Raw genomic sequence first — 21,839 nt, forward strand, 5'->3', positions numbered from 1 at the left:
ATCATGTTCGCGAAAGTCGCCGCCTTCGAATTCCGCTACCAGCTGCGCCAGCCGGCCTTCTGGGTCATCGCCATCCTGTTCGCCCTGTTGAGCTTCGGCATGCTGGCCATTCCGAACGTCAGCGTCAGCGCCGGCGGCAACGTCTTCAAGAACGCGCCCTATTTCCTGGCCGCGATCCACATCTCGATGGCGCTGTTCTTCATGCTCGGGTCCACGATCATCGTGGCCAATGTGATCGTGCGCGACGTCCAGTCGGGATTCGGGCCCATCGTCCAGGCCACGCGGATGTCGAATTTCGACTATCTGTACGGCCGCTTCACCGGCGCCTTCCTGGCCACCGCCCTGTGCTTCGCCAGCGTACCCCTCGGCATGCTGGCCGGGACCCTGGCGCCCTGGATCGATCGGGAGACCATCGGGGCGTTCCGGCCGCTGGACTATCTCTACGCCTATGCGGTGCTGGGCCTGCCGCCTCTGTTCCTGATATCGGCCCTGTTCTTCATGCTGGCGACCGTGACCCGGTCGATGATGGCGACCTATGTCGGGGTGGTGGGAGTGCTGATCTCCTACCTGGTCGCCTCGAGCGTCCTGGGCTCCAAGCCCGAGTATGAGCACGTCATGGCCTGGGCCGAGCCGCTCGGCTCTTCGGCCTATGAGCTGGCGACCAAATACTGGACCCCGGCCGAGAAGAACACGATCAACCTGCCCCTGACCGGCGTCTTCCTCTGGAACAAGCTGATCTGGACGGCCGTCGGCTTCGGCGTCCTCGTCGCGACCTACTGGCTCTTCCAGCCGACCGCGCGCGGCGCCAAGGCGAGCAAGGCCGACGCCCTGCGCAAGACCGTCGCCGCCGCTCCGGAGCGTGAGCCGATCACCGGCGCCCTGCCGGCCGCCAGCCACGGCTGGGCCAGCGGCTGGACCCAGCTGCGCGCCCGAACGGTCTTTGAAATGGGCCTGGTGTTCAAGAGCATCGCCTTCGTCATCCTGATGGTCTTCGCCCTTGGCTTCGCCGTCGTGTTGACCCTGTTCTCGGGCGAGCTGTACGGCACCCCCGTCCTGCCCGTGACGCGGACCATGATCACCGCCCTGGGCTCGTTCACCTTCGTGACCATGATCGTGGCCATCTACTATTCGGGTGAACTGGTCTGGCGCGACCGCGACCGCAAGACCCATGAGCTTGTCGACGCCTCGGCGACGCCCGACTGGACCTTCCTCCTGCCCAAGACCCTGGCCCTGATCCTGGTCCTCGCCTCGATCCTGATCATCGGCGTGATCGCCGGCGTCGCGATGCAGAGCTTCAAGGGCTATTTCAACTTCGAGCTCGGCAAATACCTGCTGTGGTACGTCCTGCCCGGGACGTTCCGCGCCGCCACCCTGGCGGTTCTCGCCATCGTCGTTCAGTCCCTGTCGCCCAACAAGTTCGTCGGCTGGGCGGTCATGGTGGTCTATCTGATCTCGACCATCGTCATGGGTAGCCTGGGCCTCGACCACGTCCTGTACAACTACGGGACCGGCGTCGGCATGCAGCTCTCGGACATGAACGGCCAGGGCGATTTCTGGAAATTCGCCCTGTGGACCCGCGCCTACTGGGCGGCGGGCGCGACCCTTCTGCTGGTGCTGGGCTACGGCCTGTGGCGGCGCGGGACCGAGACCCGCTACCTGCCGCGCCTGGAGCGTCTACCGCATCGGCTGAAGGGCCCCGCGGGCGTCGTCGGCGCCCTGGCCCTGGTCGCCTTCGTGGGGCTGGGCGGCTTCATCTTCGTCAACACCAATGTCTGGAACACCTACCGGAACAGCGACGCGGAAGAGAAGCTGTCGGCGAACTATGAGAAGACCCTGCTGCGCTTCGAGACCACGCCCCAGCCGACCATCGTCGATGTGAAGCTGGACCTCGACCTGCGTCCCCACGCCCCGCGTCTGGAAACCCATGGCTCCTATGTGATCCAGAACAACACCGGCGCGCCTCTGGGCGAAATGCACCTGCGCTGGAACGACGATCTTCAGATGAAGACCCTGACCGTTCAGGGCGCGCGGATGGTGCGCGAGTGGAAGGAATTCGACTACCGCATCTATCGCTTCGATACCCCCATGCAGCCGGGCGAGCGCCGCACCGTCAGCTTCGACACCGTTCTGGAGCAGCGCGGTTTCAAGAACGACGGCAACATGACCCGGATCGCCGACAACGGGACCTTCGTGAACAATATGGAGTTCGCGCCCATCGTCGGGATGAGCCGCTCCGGCGGCCTGCTGACCGACCGGGCCAAGCGCCGCAAATACGGCCTGCCGCCCGAGCTGCGTCCCGCGAAACTTGAGGACCTGTCCGCCACCCGCCGCAACTATATCGGCGCCGACTGGGTCAATACCGACATCACCGTCACCACCGACGCCGACCAGACCCCGATCGCGCCCGGCTATCAGCGCTCGGACGTCACGAAAGACGGCCGCCGCACGGTCCGCTTCGTGACCGAGGCGCCGGTGCTCTACTTCATGTCGATCCAGTCGGCCCGCTACCAGATCGCGCGCCAGACGCACAACGGCGTCGACCTGGTCGTCTATTACGACGCCCAGCACGGCCGCAACGTGCCGAAGATGATGCAGGCCCTGAGCGCCTCGCTGGACTATTACACCGCCCACTTCTCGCCCTATCAGTTCCGTCAGGCGCGGATCAGCGAGTTCCCCTACGGTTCCTTCGCCCAGTCCTATCCGAACACCTTCGCCTGGAGCGAAAACCTGGGCTTCATCGCCGACGTCTCCGATCCGGAGAAGGTCGATTACGTCACCTATGTCGGCGCGCACGAGTTCGCGCACCAATGGTGGGCGCACCAGATCATCGGCGCGGACATGCAGGGGGCGACCTCCCTGTCCGAGACCCTGGCCCAGTATTCGGCCCTGATGGTCATGGAAAAGCTGTACGGCCCCAGCCAGATTCGCCGCTTCCTCAAGTACGAGCTGGACGCCTATCTGCGCGGTCGCGGCGTGGAGCGTCTGGAGGAGCTGCCGCTCGAGCGGGTCGAGAACCAGCAATACATCCACTACCGCAAGGGGGCGATGGTCATGTACCTGCTGCGCGACCAGATCGGGGAGGAGGCGGTTAATCGCGCCCTTCAATCCCTGCTGCAGCGCTACGCCTTCCACTCGGCGCCCTACGCGCGGTCGGTCGATCTCGTCGCGGCCCTGCGCGCCAACGCCCCTGCCGACAAACAGGCCCTGATCACCGACCTGTTCGAGAAGGTCACCCTCTATGACCTGAAGACGACGGCGACCCGCGCGGTGCGTCGCGCCGACGGCAAGTGGGACGTGACCCTGACGGTCGAGGCCAGGAAGCTCTACGCCAGCGGCAAGGGTGTCGAGACCGAGGCCCCGTTGAACGAAAGCATCGACATCGGCCTGTTCACCCTCGAACCGGGCAAGAAGGGCTTCGACAACCGGTCGGTGGTGGTGATGGAACGCCGCCCCCTGCGTTCGGGCGTCCAGACCTTCCGCTTCGTCACGGCGGTCAAACCGACCTTCGCCGGCGTCGATCCGTACAACAAATGGATTGACCGGACGTCCGATGACAATGTGAAGGCGGTTTCGTAAGGCTCACCCTCTCCCTTTGGGAGAGGGTTGCTTCGATCAGCCCAGCGCCGCTCTAACCGCCGCCAGACCGTCCTCAGCCCTGGATCCGTCCGGCGCGCCGCCCTGGGCGAAGTCGGCCTTGCCGCCCGCGCCCTGACCGCCCATCGCCAGCACCGCCGCGCGGGCCAGCTCAGCCGAGTTCACGCGATCGGTCACGTCCGAGGTCGCGGCGACGGTGACCGCCGCCTTGCCGTCGGTAACGCCGATCAGGGCCACGACGCCGGAGCCGACCTGTTTGCGGAAGTCCTCGGCGACGCCGCGCAGACCCTTGCCATCGACACCGTCCAGAACCCGCGCGATCAGCTTGATCCCGTTGATCTCTTCCGGCGCCGCCGAGGCGCCCGAACCGCCGCCCAAAGCCAGCTGCTTCTTCAGGTCGGCGACCTGTTTCTCCAGCGCCTTGACCGAGGTCTGCAGGCTTTCGACACGGGCCGGCACGTCCTGCGGCTGGACCTTGAAGCCCTGGGCCAGCGACTTCGCCACCCCGGCCTGGCTCAGCAGATACTGACGCGCGGCCTCGCCGGTCAGGGCTTCGATGCGGCGCACGCCGGCGGCGACGCCGGTCTCGGACACGATCTTGAACAGGGCGATGTCGCCGGTGCGGGCCACATGGGTGCCGCCGCACAGCTCGACCGAGAAGGCCTTGGCCTCGTCCGTCAGCGAACGGCCCAGCGTCAGGACGCGGACCTCGTCGCCATACTTCTCCCCGAACAGAGCCACGGCGCCCGCGTCGATGGCGTCCTTGGGCGTCATCAGCTTCGTCTCCGCCGGGATGTTCTGGCGGATGACGGCGTTGACCTCATCCTCCATCGCGGCCAGCTCGGCCTCGGTGACCGGGGCGTTGTGGCTGAAGTCGAAGCGCATCCGGTCGGCGTCGACCATCTGGCCCTTCTGGGCCACGTGGGCGCCCAGCACATGCGACAGGGCCGCGTGCAACAGGTGGGCGGCCGAGTGGTTGGCGCGGGTGGTCAGGCGCTTCTCGGGCGAGACGCGCAGCTGGACCCTGGTCCCGATCTCCAGCGTGCCGGCCGTGATCTCGATGCGGTGGGCATAGAGGTCGCCGCCGTGCTTCTGGGTGTCGAGCACCGTGCCCGAACCTTCGGCCCATTCGATCTCGCCCTGATCGCCGGCCTGACCGCCGCCCTCGCCGTAGAAGGAGGTCTGGTCGAAGACGATCTCGGCCGTCTGGCCCGCTTCGACGCGGTCGACGGACTCGCCGTTGTGCACCAGGGCCAGCACCTCGCCCGAGGCGTCGACACTGTCATAGCCGGTGAAGACGGTCGGCCCGAGGCGGTCGCGCAGGGCCAGCCATTCGCCGGCGTTGGCCGACTGGCCCGAACCCTTCCAGTTAGCCCGGCCGCGCTCGCGCTGCTCGGCCATGGCTTCCTCGAAGCCGTCGACATTGACCGAATAGCCGCGACGGCGCGCCTCGTCCTGGGTCAGGTCGAGTGGGAAGCCATAGGTGTCGGACAGGGTGAAGGCCGTCTGGCCGTCCAGCATGTCGCCGGGCCTGAAGTCTTGGGTGGCGGCGTCGAACAGGGCCATGCCGCGGCCCAGCGTCGTGCGGAAGCGGATCTCTTCCTGCTTCAGCGTGTCCTCGATGAAGGCCTGGGCGCGGCCCAGTTCGGGATAGGCCTCGCCCATTTCCGACACCAGGGTCGGCACCAGACGGTGCATCAGGGGATCGGTCGCGCCCAGCAGGTGGGCGTGGCGCATGGCGCGGCGCATGATCCGGCGCAGCACATAGCCCCGGCCTTCGTTCGATGGCGTCACCCCGTCGGCGATCAGGAAGGACGACGAGCGCAGGTGGTCGGCGATGACCCGGTGGCTGCCGGCCTGTTCGCCGGCCGCCTTGGTCGAGGTCGCCTCTTCCGAGGCCGCGATCAGGGTCCTGAACAGGTCGGTCTCGAACACCGAATGCACGCCCTGCAGCACGGTCGTCATCCGCTCCAGACCCATGCCGGTGTCGACCGAGGGCTTGGGCAGTTTGCGAACGATCTCGTCGTTCTCCTTCTCGAACTGCATGAAGACGTTGTTCCAGATCTCCACATAGCGGTCGCCGTCCTCGTCGGGCGAACCGGGAGGTCCGCCGGCGATCTTGTCGCCGTGGTCCCAGAAGATTTCGGTGCAGGGGCCGCACGGACCCGAGTCGCCCATGGCCCAGAAATTGTCCGAGCCGGCGATGCGGATGATCTTGTCGTCAGAGAAGCCGGTGACCTTCTTCCAGATCGCCGCGGCCTCATCGTCGTCGATATAGACGGTGACCAGCAGGCGCTTGGGATCCAGGCCGAAGTCCTTGGTCACCAGGTTCCAGGCGCGGTCGATCGCGTGTTCCTTGAAATAGTCGCCGAACGAAAAGTTGCCGAGCATTTCGAAGAAGGTCAGGTGGCGCGCCGTATAGCCGACGTTGTCCAGATCGTTGTGCTTGCCGCCCGCACGGACGCATTTCTGAGAGCTGGTGGCGCGCGGATAGGGGGGCGTCGCGGCGCCGGTGAAGTAATCCTTGAACGGCACCATGCCCGCGTTGACGAACATCAGCGTGGGATCGTTCTGCGGCACCAGCGGGGCCGACTGGACCTTCGTGTGACCGTCGGCCGCGAAGAAGTCGAGGTAGGTCGAACGGATCTGCTTCAGGGTGGTGGTCATGGTCGGGTCTTGATCTCGGGCGGCGTCGAAGGGGCCCCTTTGGCGCGCGGATATCGCGCGCGCGTGTGAGAGGCGGAACGGGCCTCATATAGGGGTTTTGGCGAGGACGCATCACCCTGTTGCGGGAGAGGCCAATCAGCGGGCTCTATCAAAGGGCCCCGATCAAAAGGGAAGGGCGTGGGGCGCGACGACGATCCCGTCCTCGTCGCTGTAGAGCCACTGACCGGGGGCGAAGGTGACGCCGCCGAAGGTCACGGAGATATCCGCCTCGCCCGCGCCGGTCTTCCTGCTCTTGGCCGGATTGGTCCCCAGAGCCTTGAGGCCGAGGTCGAGAGCGCCGATGGCGACGCTGTCGCGGATAGCGCCATTGACCACCACCCCGACCCAGCCATTGGCGACCGCCAGACCCGCGATGATGTCCCCGATCAGGGCCCGGTTCAGCGAGCCGCCGCCGTCGATGACCAGGACCGCCCCCTGTCCCGGCGAGGACAGGATCGACTTCACCAGGGCGTTGTCCTCCAACACCTTCAGCGTCCGCACCGGGCCGTGGAAGCGGGCGCGGCCGCCGAGATTGCGGAACTGCAGCGGGCAAGAGACCAGCACCGCCTCATGGGCGTCGATCAGGTCGGCGGTGGCCGGGGAGGCTGGAGGAGAGGCTTCAGACATGGCGGGCGCTCCGGGAGGAAGGCTCACTGTGCCGGGCGGGCGAGGGTCCGGCTAGTCCTCGATCTCGCCCTCATCCTCGACCGCATCGTCATCGGCGGAGATCAGGGCGTCGAGCGCCTCGATGATGGCGTCCAGCTGTTCGGCCGTGGCCTCGACGGTGATCATCCCGCCCTTGTCGCCGCCGATCTCCAGCAGATAGCCGTCGTCGGTTTCGGCCAGGTTGAACTGGGCCAGCTTCTGGATGGGGGCGGCCATGGCGATCTCCGGGAGGCGTTTGAACTCAGGCCCTTCCGCCTAGCATCCGCGAGGCGGTGAAGGCGAGGGCCAGACCGAACAGGACGTGGGCCACAAGGCCGAGGCCGAGCATCATCGCGGTCGGCGCGTGCCGCTCGGGCGCGTTGGAGAGGGGCACGACGATGGCGTTCATGATCCCGTAGACGCAGATCCCGAACATCGGCCCGGCGATCAGCGGCTTCTTCAGCAGGACCGGCGCCTGTCCGGCAGCGATCACGAAGATGGCCGCAAAGACGATGGCGATGGCGAAATGCGACACGAGCCCCAACGCGGCCGCCGGTAACCCGCCCTTGAACGCCGCCTTGCCCAGCCAGCCGCTGGCCACGGACTGCAGAATTGCCATGGGCGTCGCCGGGCGATAGATGACGAAAGCGGTCAGGATATCCGCCGCCCCGCCCGCGAGACCCGCGAGCAGGATGGCGATGGGCTTGCTGGACATGGTCCCTCCCGGGCTCTGCGGCCCCTGCGCTCCCTCCCCGGAGCCAAGCGAGCGTCGCGCTTTGCGCAGAGGGTTGCAAGGGGCTGTAAGCGCCGTGCCGGGCGGGTCCGGGATGTCTGATCCAGCTGGTGAGGTCAGGGCCGTAGATCAACCCGTCGGGGCCTAGCGTTGGGCGAACAGGCCGTTCATGCTCTTCCACTGGTATCGCTCCACCGGGCTTTCGCTGCCTGGGACGTCGAACGAAAACTCCACCAGACCCACCGTCGGACAGACGACGCTGATGGTGGCGCCGCGATCGGAGATCGCGCTGATCTCGTTGCAAGGCATCGCCCAATACCGTCTGGGTCGGGCGGAATAGCGGAAGGCGCCGTTCAGGAAATCCGGGGGTGGCAAGGCGGACAGCAGTGGCGGCCCGACCGTTGTCCGGAAACAGCCGATCGCATCCCGGGCGCAGGGCGACAGTGGGTCGCCGGGATCCTCTTTCTCCACCGCATCCTGGTCATCGCGAAAGGCCGCCCACGTCTCGCCGGACGCAGGATCGACGAACATGGACATGCCCTTGAAGCCGCCCTCCGTCGCTTATAGGCGACGCGATAATCGAGACCGCTCACCTCTTCGTCGCGTCGGGGGTTCGTGTTGAGAGTGGGGGCGGGGACAGGCTCCGAGCGTAGACAGGACAAGGGCGCAAACGATCAAACGCATGGCGGGAGGTTAAACCGGGCAATATCCGCCTTCCACCCCTGACGGTCGCCCGCTGGTCCGGTATCCGGAGGTGTGGGGTTGTATGGTCACGACCCGTTGCGGACATCAGTTCGGATCGCGGGCCTCGATGGCGAGGCCCGACACCCAGGTCTCGAGGACCGCCGTATCGTTCATGTCGCCTTCGAAGCGATGGACGGGCGCGACCGGCTGATTGTGCCCGCGCGCCCGGCCGATGTAGAATTTCATGGGTAGGGACATCTGGCCGAGGCCACTCGGCACATTGATGTCGCGGACTTCCATGTAGATGGTGTCGGCGCCGGTCTCATGCCCGATGGGCGTGGCGCCGAGCCGGCCCCATAAATCCACCGCGTCGAGACAGGCCGACATGCACGCCTCGTCCGTCAGCACAAACACCTTACCGACGGGCGGATGATAGGGCGCCGCATCGGCATTCCCGGGATCGTCGCCGACGCTCGGCGGTATGATCCAGCGATCGTCGCCCTTCGCGATCGCCGCCTCCAGTCCGGCGATGGATGCGCGATACCATTCTCGCGTACCGGGCGAGAGATTGCCATTCACGTCCCGTTTCTTGAGCCCGTGACGCAGGGACTGCACATTGGCCTCGGACGCTCTCCAGACCACGGTCATCGGAGGCTCCTGCGCGTGCTCGAAGGCGCCAGCGCCCCAGATCGCTTCGGCGATACGAGCCGACCATGCCGACGAGCCGCCGCCGTTCCCCCGCAGGTCGAAGACGATGGTGGGCGCGTGACGCAGGGCGTCCGCCTGCGCTGAAATCTCTGCGAGGAGAGCCTCCAAGGCGCGGCCGTCGTCGCTCTCGGGGTTTCCGTTGAAGGTCGGAAGCGTGATCCAGTAGGCGCCGTCATCCTGCCGGCGCATTCCGGTGACCTGGCGCGGCGGCGAGTCGAAGACCTTGTAGCGAGAAAAGAACCCGGGTTCGGCCGTTCGCCAGTCGAGATCGATCGAGACCTCGCCGCCCTCGCTGTCGAACACGCAGTGCCGGATGGGCGCGACATAGGGGTCGCCGGTGTCCAGCATGACCATCGCGGCGAATATGGCCCGCTGGGAGGCGAGCTCCCAGCGACCGAAGCGGGCGCCCACCCGATCCTTTCCGATCTGGAAGGCGTCACGACCGTCGCACGACTTGAGGTGGGCGCCCACGGAAACGCCTGACCATGCCTCGGCCCGTGTCACCACCAGCCCCCGGCTTCCATCATCCCCCGCGATAAACCCCGGCCAGGCCCTTACCTGATCGGGGGTCGCCCCGAAGACTCCGAACCCGAGGTGACCGTCGTCGAAGGCGGCGGTGTAGTGCTGGATGGCGAAGAAATAGTCGGCAAAGCTGCGGGCTGTTCGGGCCCGATCCAGCGCCAGGGCGTATTGCGTTTCGTTCGTCGATGAAAAACTCGGGTCGTCGGGATTGACCATCCCCGGGTGACTCGAGGCGACGGCGTCATGGATCGCCGTGGCGTCCACTCGCAGGGTTTCAGCCCAATCCCTGCCCGTCTCGGCCTGAGCGGCGGCCAGACCGACCGACGCCGCAAGATAAAGCCAGATCGACATCCATCACCCCCATTCTCAGGCATGATGGACGACCGGTTGTTCGCTGCCTATCCCTTGCGACGGTACACAGGTCGAAGTGGCCTGGCCGCAGTGATCGCTCAACGTCCGCCTCCCACCCTGTCGCGACCTTGTGGAGATCCGCTTTCGAGGCGGAAGTCGACGCAACGGGTCGTCTCTTGCATCTCGGCATACGCGGCCCGCCGCGGGCGGCGAGATCGTCAGGGTCGGGAGGGGCGAAGGGATCTACAGGCCACGGATCGGCAGGACGGAGCCGGCCGACATGAACTGGCCAAGGAAAAAGGGCCGCCTCGCTTGTGCGGGGCGGCCCTTGCTCACTCCGGCCCGAGCCCCGCGGGGTCGGCGGCGGGTCGCGGGGACCAGCCGGAGGGAGTGTCTGTTCCTCCCCAGGTGGGGAGGCGCTGGATCCGGATGCGTTGGGTGGGGTTGGCCCCCTCCACCATGACGCAAGCGCGTCGCGGTACCCTTCCCGTTGAGGGGGACGGATTCTACCCCTCCAGATCCTGACCTTCGTCCGGCTCGGGCGTGCCCAGCAGGTCGTCGGCGATCTTGTTCTGCGATTTACGCACCTTGTCCTCGATGGCGTCTGCCATGTCGGGGTTGGCCTTGAGGAAGGCGCGGACGTTCTCGCGGCCCTGACCGATGCGGGTCGAGTCATAGGAGAACCAGCTGCCCGACTTCTCGATCACCCCGGCCTTGACGCCCAGGTCGATGACCTCGCCCAGCTTGGAGATGCCCTCGCCGTACATGATGTCGAAGATGACCTCGCGGAACGGCGGGGCGACCTTGTTCTTGACGACCTTGACCCGGGTGGTGTTGCCCGTGACCTCGTCGCGGTCCTTGATCGCGCCGGTGCGACGGATGTCCAGACGGACCGAGGCGTAGAACTTGAGCGCATTGCCGCCCGTCGTCGTTTCCGGCGAGCCGTACATGACGCCGATCTTGTGACGGATCTGGTTGATGAACAGGACGATGCACTGGGTCTTGTTGATCGAGCCCGTCAGCTTGCGCAGGGCCTGGGACATCAGGCGGGCCTGAAGACCCGGCAGGCTGTCGCCCATCTCGCCCTCGATTTCGGCGCGGGGCGTAAGCGCAGCGACCGAGTCGACCACCACGATATCGACCGCGCCCGAGCGCACCAGGGTGTCGACGATCTCGAGCGCCTGTTCGCCATTATCGGGCTGGGAGACCAGCAGTTCGTCGAGGTTGACGCCCAGCTTCTGGGCGTAGGACGGATCCAGCGCGTGTTCGGCGTCGACGAAGGCGGCGGTGCCGCCCGCCTTCTGGATCTCGGCCACCGTGTGCAGGGCCAGGGTCGTCTTGCCCGAGGACTCAGGGCCGAAGACCTCGATCACCCGGCCGCGCGGCAGACCGCCGATGCCGAGCGCGATGTCCAGACCCAGCGAACCGGTCGAGACCGAGGGGATCACCTCGGCGACGCCGTTCTTGCCCAGTTTCATCACCGAGCCCTTGCCGAAGGCGCGATCGATCTGCGCGATCGCCGCCTCCAGGGCGCGTTGCTTGTCGCCGTCTTCCTTGCCCACCAATTTCAATGCCGCCTGCGAAGCCATCTTACCGTTCTCCCTTGCCATGATTCCCATCAATGCCGTGGGAGAGACCCGCCGTGGACCCGCTCCCTGTGAACAGATGTAGAACACGCTTCCGGGCGGTTGCCAAGACGTTCCTGAGAACATCCGTGGAACATCTATGGGTCATGCGACCGTTTCTGACGCATTAAGCCGCGGTTAGAAATGCAACCGTGGCCGCCGCTGATCGTTAACGACGACATGACATGCCACCATGACGACCCTCACGCCCATGACTATCGCGCCGCCACCGTCACCGGTGATCTGGCCGCATTCCTGCATCGCCACAATCGCCCGCTGATCCTCGCCGGGGCGGCGGTCGCGGCCGTGCTTCTGCTGATCGTGATCTAGCGGCTCAGCCCGCCGAGGCGGCCGGAGGCTCCGCCGGTTCGGCGAAACGGGCCGTCATCGACACCCCGCAGGCGAAGATCAGACAGGCCGCGGCGCATCCGGCCAGGGCGCGCGCCACCTGGGGCGGGGCCAGAGGCCGGACGAACATCAGGATCAGCAGGCCGAGCGGAGCGAGAACGCCCGGCAGGTCCATGCCTATGCCGAGGAAGATCGGGTGGGCCAGGCTGGCGATCCAGCCGCCGCCGACGACCGTGACGACCGCCGCGGGGATCAGCGAGGCCTTCGAGACCAGACGCGCGCCGATCGCGGCCGACAGGGCCGCCGCCGCCGCCGCCGCGAGCGCGGGCCAGGTCAGCAGGAAGGCCGCCTCGGGCGCGACCGCCTGGGCCCCGGCCCCGAGCAGGCCGATCAGCAGGATCAGCCCCAGCCAGCCGCCCCAGACCGAGCGCGGCGCGGCCTGCGACCACAGGCTGAGGCCCGCGGCGATCACGGCCGCTCCTATCAGGACGGGAATGAAGCCGCCCATGACGGTGGCCAGCAGGGCCGCGCCCACCACCAGCCCCGCCAGCACCCGCCGCCCGACCACATCGCGCCCGGCCAGCGCCGCCAGAGCCACGGCAAGAACGGTCAGAGCCACGCCGCCCTCGATCCACGGCAGACGCCGCAGCAGGACATAATAGGTGTCCGCCGAGGTGACCCGGCTGGCGATGGGTCCCGCCAGCAACCGCACCGCCTGGGCCAGGACCAGACAGGTCGTCAGGAACCACAGCCCGCCCAGCAGGCCGCGTCCGATGTCGGCGACGGTCAGACCCCCCGCGACCTGGGATGCCGCATGCCGTCCGCCCCAGACCGCGAACAGGAACAGGGCCGCCGTGAGCCCGATCAGGATCCAGCCCGTCGCCGGCGCATGGGCGACGATCAGGTGGTCGAGAACGTCGGCATAGACCCGGCTCTCGCCGCGCGCGGGCAGGGCGGGGGCGCGCAGCAGGGCGTCCGCAGCCTCCAGCGCCTGGGAGCCGATGTGCTGGACGCTGCCCTGATCCAGGGCGTCGGGCGTCGAGGTCGGGGAATGGTACTGGGCCGGGCGGCCGATGAAGGCCAGGTTGATCCCCGGCAGCCCCTGTTTGCGCGGCACGGTGAAGTCGGTGCCGTTCGGCATCAGGCTGTAGATCAGCACCGCCAGGGAGTTGCTGGTCGCCCCGCCGTCCGCCCTGGCCGCCGCCCGGGTGAACAGGTCGATGGTCTGGCGGTTGCCCGGACCCGTTTCGAACATCATGGCGCGGCCGCCGCCGCCCCGGGCCTCGAGGTTGACGATGGCGCCGACGCGGTCGCGTAAGGGGTGGGTCGTGAAGAAGTTGCGCGCCCCGTCCAGACCCAGCTCCTCGCCGTCGGTCAGGAGGACGATCAGGTCACGGTCGGCCAGGCCGCGCGCCTTGATGGCCCGCACGGCTTCCAGAATGGCCGCGACCCCGGCCGTGTCGTCGGCCGCGCCCGGCGACTTTGCGACACTGTCATAGTGGGCCATCAGGACCACGGCGGGCTTCGTCGGATCGCGGCCGGGCAGGACGCCGACCAGACTGATCGCCGGCTTCGACGGATCCAGCCCCCATTTCGTCAGGCGCGCCTTCGCGAAGTCCTCCAGCGGGCCGGCATGCAGGCTGGGGCTCAGCCCCAGGGCCGTCATCCGCCCGAACAGATAGCCGCGCACCGCCTCATGCTCCGGCGTGCCCAGCGGATGGGGTTTTGCGGCGATGATGCGCACATCGGTCATGGCGCGCGCGGTCGAGAAGGCGGTCGCCGGCGTCTCCGGCCCCCTGGGCGACGGCGTCTGCAGGGCGATCACGCCGATGAACAGCGCAAGCGCCAGCGAGCCGAGAAGCAGGGCGAGCCGCATGATGATCCCCTCCGATCAGAGACAAGACTGTAGGTGTGCGGACGAGGGTTTGGGAAGTCGGTTCGCCTGCCAGAGTGCGGGATTGGGCAGGAGGAAATCAGGCCGCGCGGCTGAGCGCCGAGGGCGCCTTCACGAACAGGCCGCGGCGACCGTTGACGGGGCGGAAGGCGACCGTGTCCCCGTCCAGCCGCTCGTCGGTCCCGAGGAACAGGCAGCCGTCGTCGACCAGACGCCGCTCCAGCCCCTCGATGGCCATGCCGCGCTTGGCCGGGTCCATGTCCGAGAGCACATTGCGGCAGAAGATGACGTCATAGCGCGGGGCGCCGGCGATCGGCTCGTCCAGCAGGTTGGCGCGCTCGAACTGGACGACGTGGCGCAACTCTTCGCGGGCGGCCCACTGTTCGTCGGCCGGCTCGAACCAGCGCAGCATGGCCGAGGCGGACAGGCCGCGCTGGATCTCGAAGGTGGTGTAGCTGCCGGCCCGGGCCCGCTCGATCGCGCGCTGCGACAGGTCGGTGGCGATGATCTCGACATTGGCGCCGGCTTCCAGCCCGCCCATCGCCAGGGACCAGGCCTCCTGGCCGTTGGAGCAGCCGGCCGACCAGACGCGGACCAGGCCGTTTTCGCGGACCCGGCCGATGGCGGGCAGAAGCTCGCGGGCGAAGGTGTCGAACGGCGCCCGGTCCCGACGGAACCAGGTCTCCGGGTTCAGCATGGTCTCGATGACGGCCCAGCCGAGGGAGGCGACCGGCTTGGCCCAGAGGGCGCTCAGTAGGGCGTCGACGCTGTCGAAGCCTTCGCGGCGGGCCACGGGGGCCAGGCGGTGCTCGGCCAGATGAATCCGGTCGCGCGTCAGGCGGAAGCCGGCCCGGGAGGCCAGCAGCGTCTGGAGGCGTTCGAAATCGTCCTGGGTCATGGCTTGTCCAGAAGACGTCCTCAGACGGCTCCCACCTCCGCCAGCTTGGATTGCAGGATCTCGCCGTCGAACGGCTTCATCACATAGTCGTCGGCGCCGGCCGCCAGGGCCTCGGCGATCCGGTCCGGCGCGGTCTCGATGGTGCAGAACAGCACCTTGGGCGTGGCGCCGCCGGGCTGCGAACGCAGGCGGCGCAGGAAGGTCAGGCCGTCCATGACGGGCATGTTCCAGTCCAGCAGGACGATGTCGGGCATGACCGAGGCGCAGTAGGACAGGGCCTCGGCGCCGTCCGCCGCCTCGTCGACCTCGAAGCCCAGACCCTCCACGATGCGCCGCGCGACCTTCCGGATGATCCGGCTGTCGTCGACGATAAGGCAGGTTCTGGCGTCCAAGTCCGGGGTCTCCAGCGGGGGCTAAAGCGCCCTCACTTCAAGGTTATTATCGCTTTACGCCGGTTAACGAGCCGTTGGGAAAAGGGATTAAGCGGGCATCCGGGCGACCAGGGCAACGCGGCCTTCCTCTGCGATGACGCTCAGGCTGCCGCCGGCTTCATGGGCGGTCAGCCACAGCCAGTAGGGCTGGATCCACTGTCCGGCCAGGCCCTCTTTGAGCCGCTCGCCCGACAGGCCGGTGATGGCTTCGGGCTTCAGCCGGGCGCGCGCGCCCTCGGCCAGACCGGTCAGGATCAGGGTGTCGCCGTCGCGCCGGCTGGTGATCACCGCCTCGCCGCCCGAGGGCAGGGCCCCGGCGGTCAGATAGGCGAGATTGAGCAGGGCCCGGGCCGAGGGCTTGTCGAAATCCGTCTCCGACACCCGCCAGTCCATGGTCGCCCGGCCGCCCTCGATCATCCCCGCGACCAGCCCCTTGAGCTCGTCGCCCGTGAACCGCTCGCTGGTCGTCGCCGCGCCGAAGGCCACGCGGCAGAAATAGACGAGGGACAGAAGCTTCGACGCGCTCTGGGTGATCAGGCCCAGGGCGTCGTCGCGCATGTCGGCGGCCGACGGATCGTTGAGCAGGTCCAGGCCCGAATTGATCGCTCCGGCCGGGCTGACGAAGTCGTGGCACAGCTTGGCGGCGATGAAGGCGGCCAAGTCGGCGCCGGACAGTTCGGCGTTTACGTCGATGGTCAGATCGTCGGTCATGAAGCTTCTTTTTCGGCGCACGGAGAGGGTGGCTGCGCAAACTGGGGTGATTTGCCGGTTCGCGAAACCGGTCGGATCGGCTATCGACCCGCCCCATGACCAAGAATCTGACGCAGGCCCTCGCTTCCGGCGCCCTGCACGACGCCATCGCCGACATCGCCGAAGAAGCCGCGGCGGTGATCCTGCCCTACTGGCGCTCCGGCGTGAGCGTCTCGACCAAGTCCGACGACAGCCCCGTCACCCTGGCCGATCAGCAGGCCGAGGCCCTGATCCTGGAGCGGCTGAACGCCCTCTACCCCGGCGTCCAGACGGTGGCGGAAGAGGCCGTGGCGGCCGACGGCGCGCCCGAGGCCGCGGCCCAGCGCTTCTGGCTGATCGACCCGCTGGACGGCACCAAGGGCTTCATCTCCGGCAAGGAGAGCTTCACCGTCAACATCGCCCTGATCGAGGACGGCGCCCCCGTCGCCGGGGTGGTCTCGGCGCCCGCGACCGGGATCAGCTGGCGTCTGGGCCCCGACGGCGCCCAGCGCCGCCGCTTCGGCGAGGCCTGGACCGCGATCAAGGTGCGCAACCGGCCGGAGGAGGGGATCGCCCTCCTGAGCCACAGCGTCACCGATGAGGAGGCCGCCCGTCTGGCCGCCCGCCACGGCTGCACCCAGTGGCAGGGCACGGATTCCTCGCTGAAATTCTGCCTGATCGCCGAGGGCCGCTTCGACGCCTATCCGCGCACCGGCCCGACCCACGAATGGGACACCGCCGCCGGCCAGGCGGTGCTCGAAGCCGCCGGCGGCCGCGTCCTCGGCCCCGACGGCCAGCGCCTCGCCTACGGCAAGCCGGGCTTCAAGAACGGGGCGTTCGTGGCGGTGGGGGGGTAAGGGGGCGCCCCTCGAGCCCCCGTCAGTCCTGGCGACAAGCGCTGCGCCCGTGACCGAGCGTACGTCCCCAAATCGGACGGTCAGACTGTCCGGTAGGGGGGTGAAGCGGACGTTGCTGCTCACCCTCGCTGATTTCGCAGGAAAGCCATCAATTCAGCGCGTCCGGGTCGCGTCCATACGGTCGCCGTTAACGAACAGGGTCACCGATTGTCCATCGCCCGCGAACTCGGCCTGAACATCGAGCCCCGGGGCGAAGAAGCGGGCCGGCGAACTGGCTTTGAGAGGGAGTTGTCCGCCGCCGGGAACGGTCACGGTCAGACCGCCGTCCCTGGCTTCGAACTCGACGGGAAGTGCTCCGCCGACGAGAAAGCGTCTAGCGTGAGCGGACAGTTGCGAAGGCGACAGGTCCACGGCCACCGGGAAGGTGAGCGGCGACTGGCGAGGAAGCAGGAACGGCAGGGCTTCGCCCATGACCGCCGGGTAGTAGGTGATATGATAGGCGCCCGCGAAGATTTTGGTCCGAACCCTGTCGCCCCGGCTTCCAAGGGCCTCGAACAGCGCCCGGCCGCCCTCGACCATATAGTCGTCCTCGCGTTCGCCGTAGGCGATGAAAACCCGGCGATCCAGGCCGGCGGCAGCATTCCGCAGTCGGTCGACGACCGAGGGATCAGCCCATACCGATGGGCTGGCGATCAGGTAGCCGCTGAAGGCGGTCGGTTGATCCGCCAGGATATTGGCCGTGAAAACGCCTCCCAGAGAATGACCAAACAGCACTGAGCGCTGGGGATCGACCGGATAGCGCGCCTCGATGAACGGCCGCAGCTCCTCGGTCAGGAATCTGGCGAACAGCGACGACCGGCCGCCCTGCGCCATGCTTCCGTCCTGTGGATGGACCGGGCGTGGCAGCAGGTCCTGTTCACGACTGTTTCGCCGGCCCTGAGGATAGCCGATCGTGACGATATAGGCGGGGAGCATCGCGCCGCCCCCGCCCAATAGCGATCCGGCAGGTCCGGCCACACCCCATCCGCCGTCAAGCGCATAGACGACCGCCGCCTTCTGGCCGGGAAATAAAGGCCCACGGAACGGCGGCGTAACCTCGATCCGGTAGTCTCGGTCCATCAGGTCCGAGTGAATCAACAGCTGCACCGCATTGGCCTGGACCGCCGGTGTCTCGCTGATGAGGGTGACCTCAGGAGCCCGAGCACTCGCCGCCCCACAGCTCAGGATCATAACCCCGCACAAGGACGGCACAGAAACAGAAGCGCGCACATCCTCTCCAGTTCACGTTTGTAGACTTATACGATTACGTGTGTAAACTTCAGTGTCAACCGTCGTTTGCGATCGCGTCCCGGGGAGAGAGATGCAGCCATCGAAAAGGAAGCGCGGGGCTTGGTCGTCGTTTGGCGCCCTCGGCGAAACGGCCGGGATACTCGGCCTGGCCGTGTTGGCTGTTGTTCAGGGAGTCGGCGCCGCTTGGGGCATCATCGCAGGCATGATTGAGATGTTTCGCCTCATGCTGGGACTGTGATGCTCAAGGTCCGCAACGAGTCGTCTTGAGACATCGGCGCACCACGGGAAACCAGACAACAGACGCGCCGGGCGCCTTGAGATGCGCATCGCCTGCGGCCCGAAACCAATGCCGATCAGAGCCTTGCGGAAATCTCACCCGGATCGGGCCAGCGCTGTTCGGCGCGGGTGTAGACTGGGTCTCCCGCCACCTTGGATCTGTCCGTCCCATGAACACCCGATGCACGCATCCGTACTCTGGAGTGCAAAGCGTCTTCCGGAAACGACTGGAGAGATATTGAGCCCGTTCAGGGCATTGTCAGCCTGAGCTGACACCCCGCTTCCGAATTGCACCTTTTGCACTCGGTTTTTTCGGAGCCTCCGACGGCCCTCCCGCCGCCTCAGGCCGTCAGGCGGACCGCCAGCAGGGAGCGGGCGCGGGCGGCGAGGTCGGGAAGGCCGTGGTCGTGGGCGACCTCGGCGGCTTCCAGCAGGGCCAGACCCGAGGCGCTGGCGTCCGAGCCGGTCAGCAGGGCGCGGGCGCGGGCGATGCGGGCCATGGCGATCTGGTCGACGGCCCAGTCCAGCTCGGACGGGTTGCTGGCCAGGCGGATGCGGGCTGCGGTCTCGACGTCGGTCAGGCGCGGCACGTCGCCGGTCGAGGTCGCTGCGGCGATCTCGCCCTCGATCAGCATGTCGCGGGCCATGGCGCCCACGACCAGATGCTGGCCGGCGGTCAGGGTCTCGGCCTGGCGCAGTGCGGCCAGGGAGACGGCGCCGGGGGTGCCGCCGCGCACGATCTGGATCACGACCCAGTCCAGCGGGCTGTGGTCGGGGGTGAACTGGTCGGCGGCGGCGTCGAACATGGCCCGGCCCTGTTCGCGCGCGGCCTCGTTGTCGGCCAAGGCGCCCAGCGCGGCCATGCCGGCCCCGCACAGGGTCAGGGCCCGGGCGCGGGTCAGGGGGCGATAGTCGGGCGAGGCGCTCTCGACCAGACGCAGCAGTTCGCGCCCGGCCTGGTCCAGCAGGTTGGGATCGCGGCGGTCGACCCCGACCTCCAGCGCCAGGGCGGCGCGGTCCATGCGGATCTCGTCGAGGTTGCCGGCCCGGGTGCGGTCCATCTCGTGGATGGCGGCGTCCAGCAGGGCGGCGGCGGCCATCAGCCCCTTGCCGTCGGCCTCGAACCGGGCCTGACGCATGCGGATGCGGGCGTGGGCGGCGGAGATCAGGGCGACGGTGGCGGGCCGGCAGTCGCGCGTCCCCGGTACGGCCTCGGCGGCCATGTCCAGCACCTCGCGACCGCCCGACAGGTCGAAGCGGAGCAGCAGGGTCAGGGCCTTCTCGACGGCGGCCCGGGCGATCTCTTCGGGGCTGCGGGCCTGACGGGCGGCGTCCAGGGTCGCGCCCAGGGCCTTCCTGATGCTGTCGGCCGAGCCGGTGCGGCGCGCGTGCTCGCGCCACAGGGCCGCACCGCGCAGCCAGGCGGGATGGGGTTTGGCGCAGGACACCCGGCCCGCATCGGTGCATAGCTGACGGGCCTCGACGGCCAGCAGATCGACGCCGATCAGCTCCAGCCAGCTCAGGTCCTCGCTCTCGCGCGCCTGGGCGAACAGCCGTCTCAGATCTCTTCCGAACTCGAACATGCGCCTCGTCAGCCTCTCGGTCGTCCCGCTTCGGGACCGCGGGGGCGGTCCTGAGGGGCTCCACGCAAACGCAGGGCCGGTTCGGCGGTTCAGCTCAGCTTTGTGGGGATAAGCCGGGTCCGCCATCGGGTGATCACCCCAGGTCGGGCGTTCGGGCCCGGCAGCGTTGCAACGCCGCCTTCGCGTCGGCGTCGCCGGCGTTGAGCTGCTGCACCGCCCGGATGCGGGCGCGGTTCTGGTCGGCGTCGGCGACGTTGGCGTCCCGGTTCGAGGCCTGGGCGGCCTGGGTCGCGGCCAGCGACCAGTAGAGGGCCGAGTCCGACAGGGCCTTGCCCTCCGCCGTCTCTCCACCCTCGAGCTCGGACGCCGCCTGGGTCACCCCCGCGCAGCGGACCGTCTCGTCATAGGAGATGAGCGCCGGCGCCGGCGCGGTCTGCGCCACAGTGCTCATGGAAGCTGCGGTCAGGGCGGCCAGAAGGCCGGCGATGGTCGCGGTCATTACGTCCTCCACGACGCTTGCGCCGTTTCGAAGCGTCAGAGAAGCATGAGCACAAGGCAGAAGGAAGGCCCATCGGGCTTAACCCGAAGTCCTTCGCGGGGAACCCTGAGGATTACCCGGTCTCCCAACATCGCCGAAGCCGTAACCCGCTTCCCCGGCTTCGGTTCCCGCCAGACGTCCCGGGGGTCTTCAGCCCCTGATCCGCCGCGGAAGGCGCGCCTGGGCGTTATAGACTCGCTGATCGGTGGGATCGGCCTCCAGGGCGCGGGCGACGAAACCCTGCGCCAGCTCGAACTGCCGGGTCCGCTCGGCATCGTCCGTCGCATCGCGGCCTCGCCGGGTGGCCAGATCCGCCATCAGGATCAGGCCTTCGACATCGTCGGCCTGAAGGTCGAGCGCGTGGGTCAGGGCGGTCTCGGCCGCGGCCTCGTCCCCCCACCGCATCTCCGCGCGGCCCACGGCGACCAGCGCCAGCGGATCGTCGGGGAAGCGGGCCGCGGCCGCCCGCAGCGTCGCCAGAAGGGCGGGGCCGTCGGTCGCCTCGGGGTTCCACGACCGGGCGTTGATCGCGGGCAGGATGACCGTATCGGCCGCGGGCGACAGGGTCGTCACCGTGATGACCGGGCGAATGGGCGGTATGTCGAGCGTGGCGTAGGTGAGGCGGTTCCGGACGTGGGCGCGAAGCTGGGCCGTCAGCTGATCCGGCGTCATGCCGAAGATCGCCTGCCAGGCGGCGACGGGGTCCTGGCCGCCATTGACCGCCGTGACGTAGCTGGACAGGCTTCTGATCCGGGCCGGATCGGCGAGCAGCCAATGCGTCAATGCCCAGGACTGGGCGTAGTACATGCCCATCTGCTGCTGGCCGGCGACACCGAGCGAGCCGTCGGCGCGCAGGACGACGTCCATCGGCAGCCAGCGCTGCTGCGCCAGGGCTTGCAGGCGTCCGGCGTTCGGCAGGCCGAACGACGCCGCGCCGGACTCGCTCACGGTCGCGGTGGCGAAGAACTCGGCGAAGCCCTCGCGGAACCACCCCGGATAGGGGACGTCGCCGGCCCGGGCCATGACGTGGTGGCTGTATTCGTGCAGCAGGATGTCGTCGCTTTCGCCCCGGATCAGAACGGCGAAGACGTCGGTCGAGCTGCTGGAGTAGTAGCCGGCGATCCCGGGCGGCAGGCCCGGCACGGCGACGCGTAGCGCCCGCCCGTCACCGACCAGATAGACCGGAAGCCGACGCGCCTCGGCCCGCGCGCCGCCCATGCGGGCGGTCAGCAGGGAGTCGAACCGCTCGAGCTTGGCCGTATAGTCTCGCAGCGCCCGCTCCGAGCCGTCGCTGTAGACGACGAAATGCTCGCTCTGGGCCCGCCGCCATTCGGCGAGGGCGGAGGCCGGCGTCACGGCGACGAGCGCGGCGGCGAACAGCAGGCGTTGGATGGCTGGCGACAAGATGCATATCCCCCGAGAGGCCC

Annotated in this window: 19 protein-coding genes; 4 read left to right on the forward strand and 15 right to left on the reverse strand. The window is 68.0% G+C overall.

The window, feature by feature from the left end; all coding sequences use genetic code 11:
- Positions 1–3 precede the first annotated feature (3 nt).
- Entirely contained in the window at positions 4–3,576 is a 3,573-nt protein-coding gene (locus IFJ75_RS00950; protein WP_207870715.1) for an ABC transporter permease/M1 family aminopeptidase, read from the forward strand.
- Positions 3,577–3,612: 36 nt separating this feature from the next.
- Here IFJ75_RS00950 and alaS read toward each other — a convergent pair whose 3' ends face one another.
- From alaS to recA, 7 genes are all read right to left on the reverse strand, one after another.
- Positions 3,613–6,261: an alanine--tRNA ligase gene (gene alaS, locus IFJ75_RS00955; protein ID WP_207870716.1), complete on the reverse strand. Its 2,649-nt coding sequence runs from the start codon at positions 6,259–6,261 to the stop codon at positions 3,613–3,615.
- 162 nt (positions 6,262–6,423) lie between these two features.
- Complete coding sequence (gene rraA, locus IFJ75_RS00960; RefSeq protein WP_207870717.1) at positions 6,424–6,927, reverse strand: ribonuclease E activity regulator RraA; 504 nt, start codon at positions 6,925–6,927, stop codon at positions 6,424–6,426.
- A 51-nt stretch (positions 6,928–6,978) separates the two neighbouring features.
- On the reverse strand, positions 6,979–7,182 hold the full coding sequence (locus tag IFJ75_RS00965) for a hypothetical protein (RefSeq protein ID WP_207870718.1): 204 nt from the start codon (positions 7,180–7,182) through the stop codon (positions 6,979–6,981).
- A 25-nt stretch (positions 7,183–7,207) separates the two neighbouring features.
- The gene (locus tag IFJ75_RS00970; RefSeq protein ID WP_207870719.1) at positions 7,208–7,660 is read right to left on the reverse strand and encodes a hypothetical protein; all 453 of its coding nucleotides are present in this window, start codon (positions 7,658–7,660) and stop codon (positions 7,208–7,210) included.
- A 162-nt stretch (positions 7,661–7,822) separates the two neighbouring features.
- The gene (locus tag IFJ75_RS00975; RefSeq protein WP_207870720.1) at positions 7,823–8,215 is read right to left on the reverse strand and encodes a hypothetical protein; all 393 of its coding nucleotides are present in this window, start codon (positions 8,213–8,215) and stop codon (positions 7,823–7,825) included.
- Positions 8,216–8,467: 252 nt separating this feature from the next.
- Positions 8,468–9,943, reverse strand: a complete 1,476-nt coding sequence (locus IFJ75_RS00980) for a S41 family peptidase (RefSeq protein WP_207870721.1) — start codon at positions 9,941–9,943, stop codon at positions 8,468–8,470.
- Positions 9,944–10,449: 506 nt separating this feature from the next.
- Positions 10,450–11,532 (reverse strand): recombinase RecA, encoded by a 1,083-nt coding sequence (gene recA / locus IFJ75_RS00985; protein WP_207870722.1) that lies wholly within the window; start codon positions 11,530–11,532, stop codon positions 10,450–10,452.
- Positions 11,533–11,748: 216 nt separating this feature from the next.
- On the opposite strand from recA, the gene IFJ75_RS00990 reads away from it, so the two are divergent.
- Positions 11,749–11,898, forward strand: coding sequence for a hypothetical protein (locus IFJ75_RS00990; protein WP_207870723.1), 150 nt, complete (start codon positions 11,749–11,751; stop codon positions 11,896–11,898).
- Positions 11,899–11,902: 4 nt separating this feature from the next.
- On the opposite strand, the gene IFJ75_RS00995 is transcribed toward IFJ75_RS00990, so the two are convergent.
- The 4 genes from IFJ75_RS00995 to chpT all read right to left on the reverse strand — a co-directional run bounded on the left by IFJ75_RS00995 (position 11,903) and on the right by chpT (position 15,850).
- Positions 11,903–13,792: a M20/M25/M40 family metallo-hydrolase gene (locus tag IFJ75_RS00995; protein WP_207870724.1), complete on the reverse strand. Its 1,890-nt coding sequence runs from the start codon at positions 13,790–13,792 to the stop codon at positions 11,903–11,905.
- A 97-nt stretch (positions 13,793–13,889) separates the two neighbouring features.
- Positions 13,890–14,708 (reverse strand): CheR family methyltransferase, encoded by an 819-nt coding sequence (locus IFJ75_RS01000; RefSeq protein ID WP_207870725.1) that lies wholly within the window; start codon positions 14,706–14,708, stop codon positions 13,890–13,892.
- A gap of 20 nt (positions 14,709–14,728) precedes the next feature.
- A complete protein-coding gene (locus tag IFJ75_RS01005; RefSeq protein ID WP_207870726.1) occupies positions 14,729–15,100 on the reverse strand; it encodes a response regulator in 372 nt (123 codons plus the stop codon).
- 87 nt (positions 15,101–15,187) lie between these two features.
- Complete coding sequence (chpT, locus tag IFJ75_RS01010; RefSeq protein ID WP_207870727.1) at positions 15,188–15,850, reverse strand: histidine phosphotransferase ChpT; 663 nt, start codon at positions 15,848–15,850, stop codon at positions 15,188–15,190.
- Between the two features lie 95 nt (positions 15,851–15,945).
- Here chpT and cysQ point away from each other — a divergent pair, with 95 nt between their 5' ends.
- Positions 15,946–16,725 (forward strand): 3'(2'),5'-bisphosphate nucleotidase CysQ, encoded by a 780-nt coding sequence (cysQ, locus tag IFJ75_RS01015; RefSeq protein WP_207870728.1) that lies wholly within the window; start codon positions 15,946–15,948, stop codon positions 16,723–16,725.
- Positions 16,726–16,878: 153 nt separating this feature from the next.
- On the opposite strand, the gene IFJ75_RS01020 is transcribed toward cysQ, so the two are convergent.
- Positions 16,879–17,994 carry an alpha/beta hydrolase gene (locus IFJ75_RS01020; RefSeq protein WP_207870729.1) on the reverse strand — a complete coding sequence of 372 codons (1,116 nt, stop codon included), beginning with the start codon at positions 17,992–17,994 and terminating at the stop codon, positions 16,879–16,881.
- Between the two features lie 91 nt (positions 17,995–18,085).
- Here IFJ75_RS01020 and IFJ75_RS01025 point away from each other — a divergent pair, with 91 nt between their 5' ends.
- Positions 18,086–18,253: a hypothetical protein gene (locus IFJ75_RS01025; protein WP_207870730.1), complete on the forward strand. Its 168-nt coding sequence runs from the start codon at positions 18,086–18,088 to the stop codon at positions 18,251–18,253.
- Between the two features lie 379 nt (positions 18,254–18,632).
- On the opposite strand, the gene IFJ75_RS01030 is transcribed toward IFJ75_RS01025, so the two are convergent.
- The 3 genes from IFJ75_RS01030 to IFJ75_RS01040 form a co-directional block, all read right to left on the reverse strand.
- Positions 18,633–19,874 carry a hypothetical protein gene (locus IFJ75_RS01030; protein WP_207870731.1) on the reverse strand — a complete coding sequence of 414 codons (1,242 nt, stop codon included), beginning with the start codon at positions 19,872–19,874 and terminating at the stop codon, positions 18,633–18,635.
- Between the two features lie 133 nt (positions 19,875–20,007).
- Positions 20,008–20,373, reverse strand: coding sequence for a hypothetical protein (locus IFJ75_RS01035; protein ID WP_207870732.1), 366 nt, complete (start codon positions 20,371–20,373; stop codon positions 20,008–20,010).
- Positions 20,374–20,562: 189 nt separating this feature from the next.
- Positions 20,563–21,816: a DUF1570 domain-containing protein gene (locus tag IFJ75_RS01040; protein WP_207870733.1), complete on the reverse strand. Its 1,254-nt coding sequence runs from the start codon at positions 21,814–21,816 to the stop codon at positions 20,563–20,565.
- Between the last annotated feature and the right edge of the window lie 23 nt (positions 21,817–21,839).

The organism is Brevundimonas goettingensis, assembly GCF_017487405.1.
GTDB classification, from domain to species: Bacteria; Pseudomonadota; Alphaproteobacteria; order Caulobacterales; family Caulobacteraceae; genus Brevundimonas; species Brevundimonas goettingensis.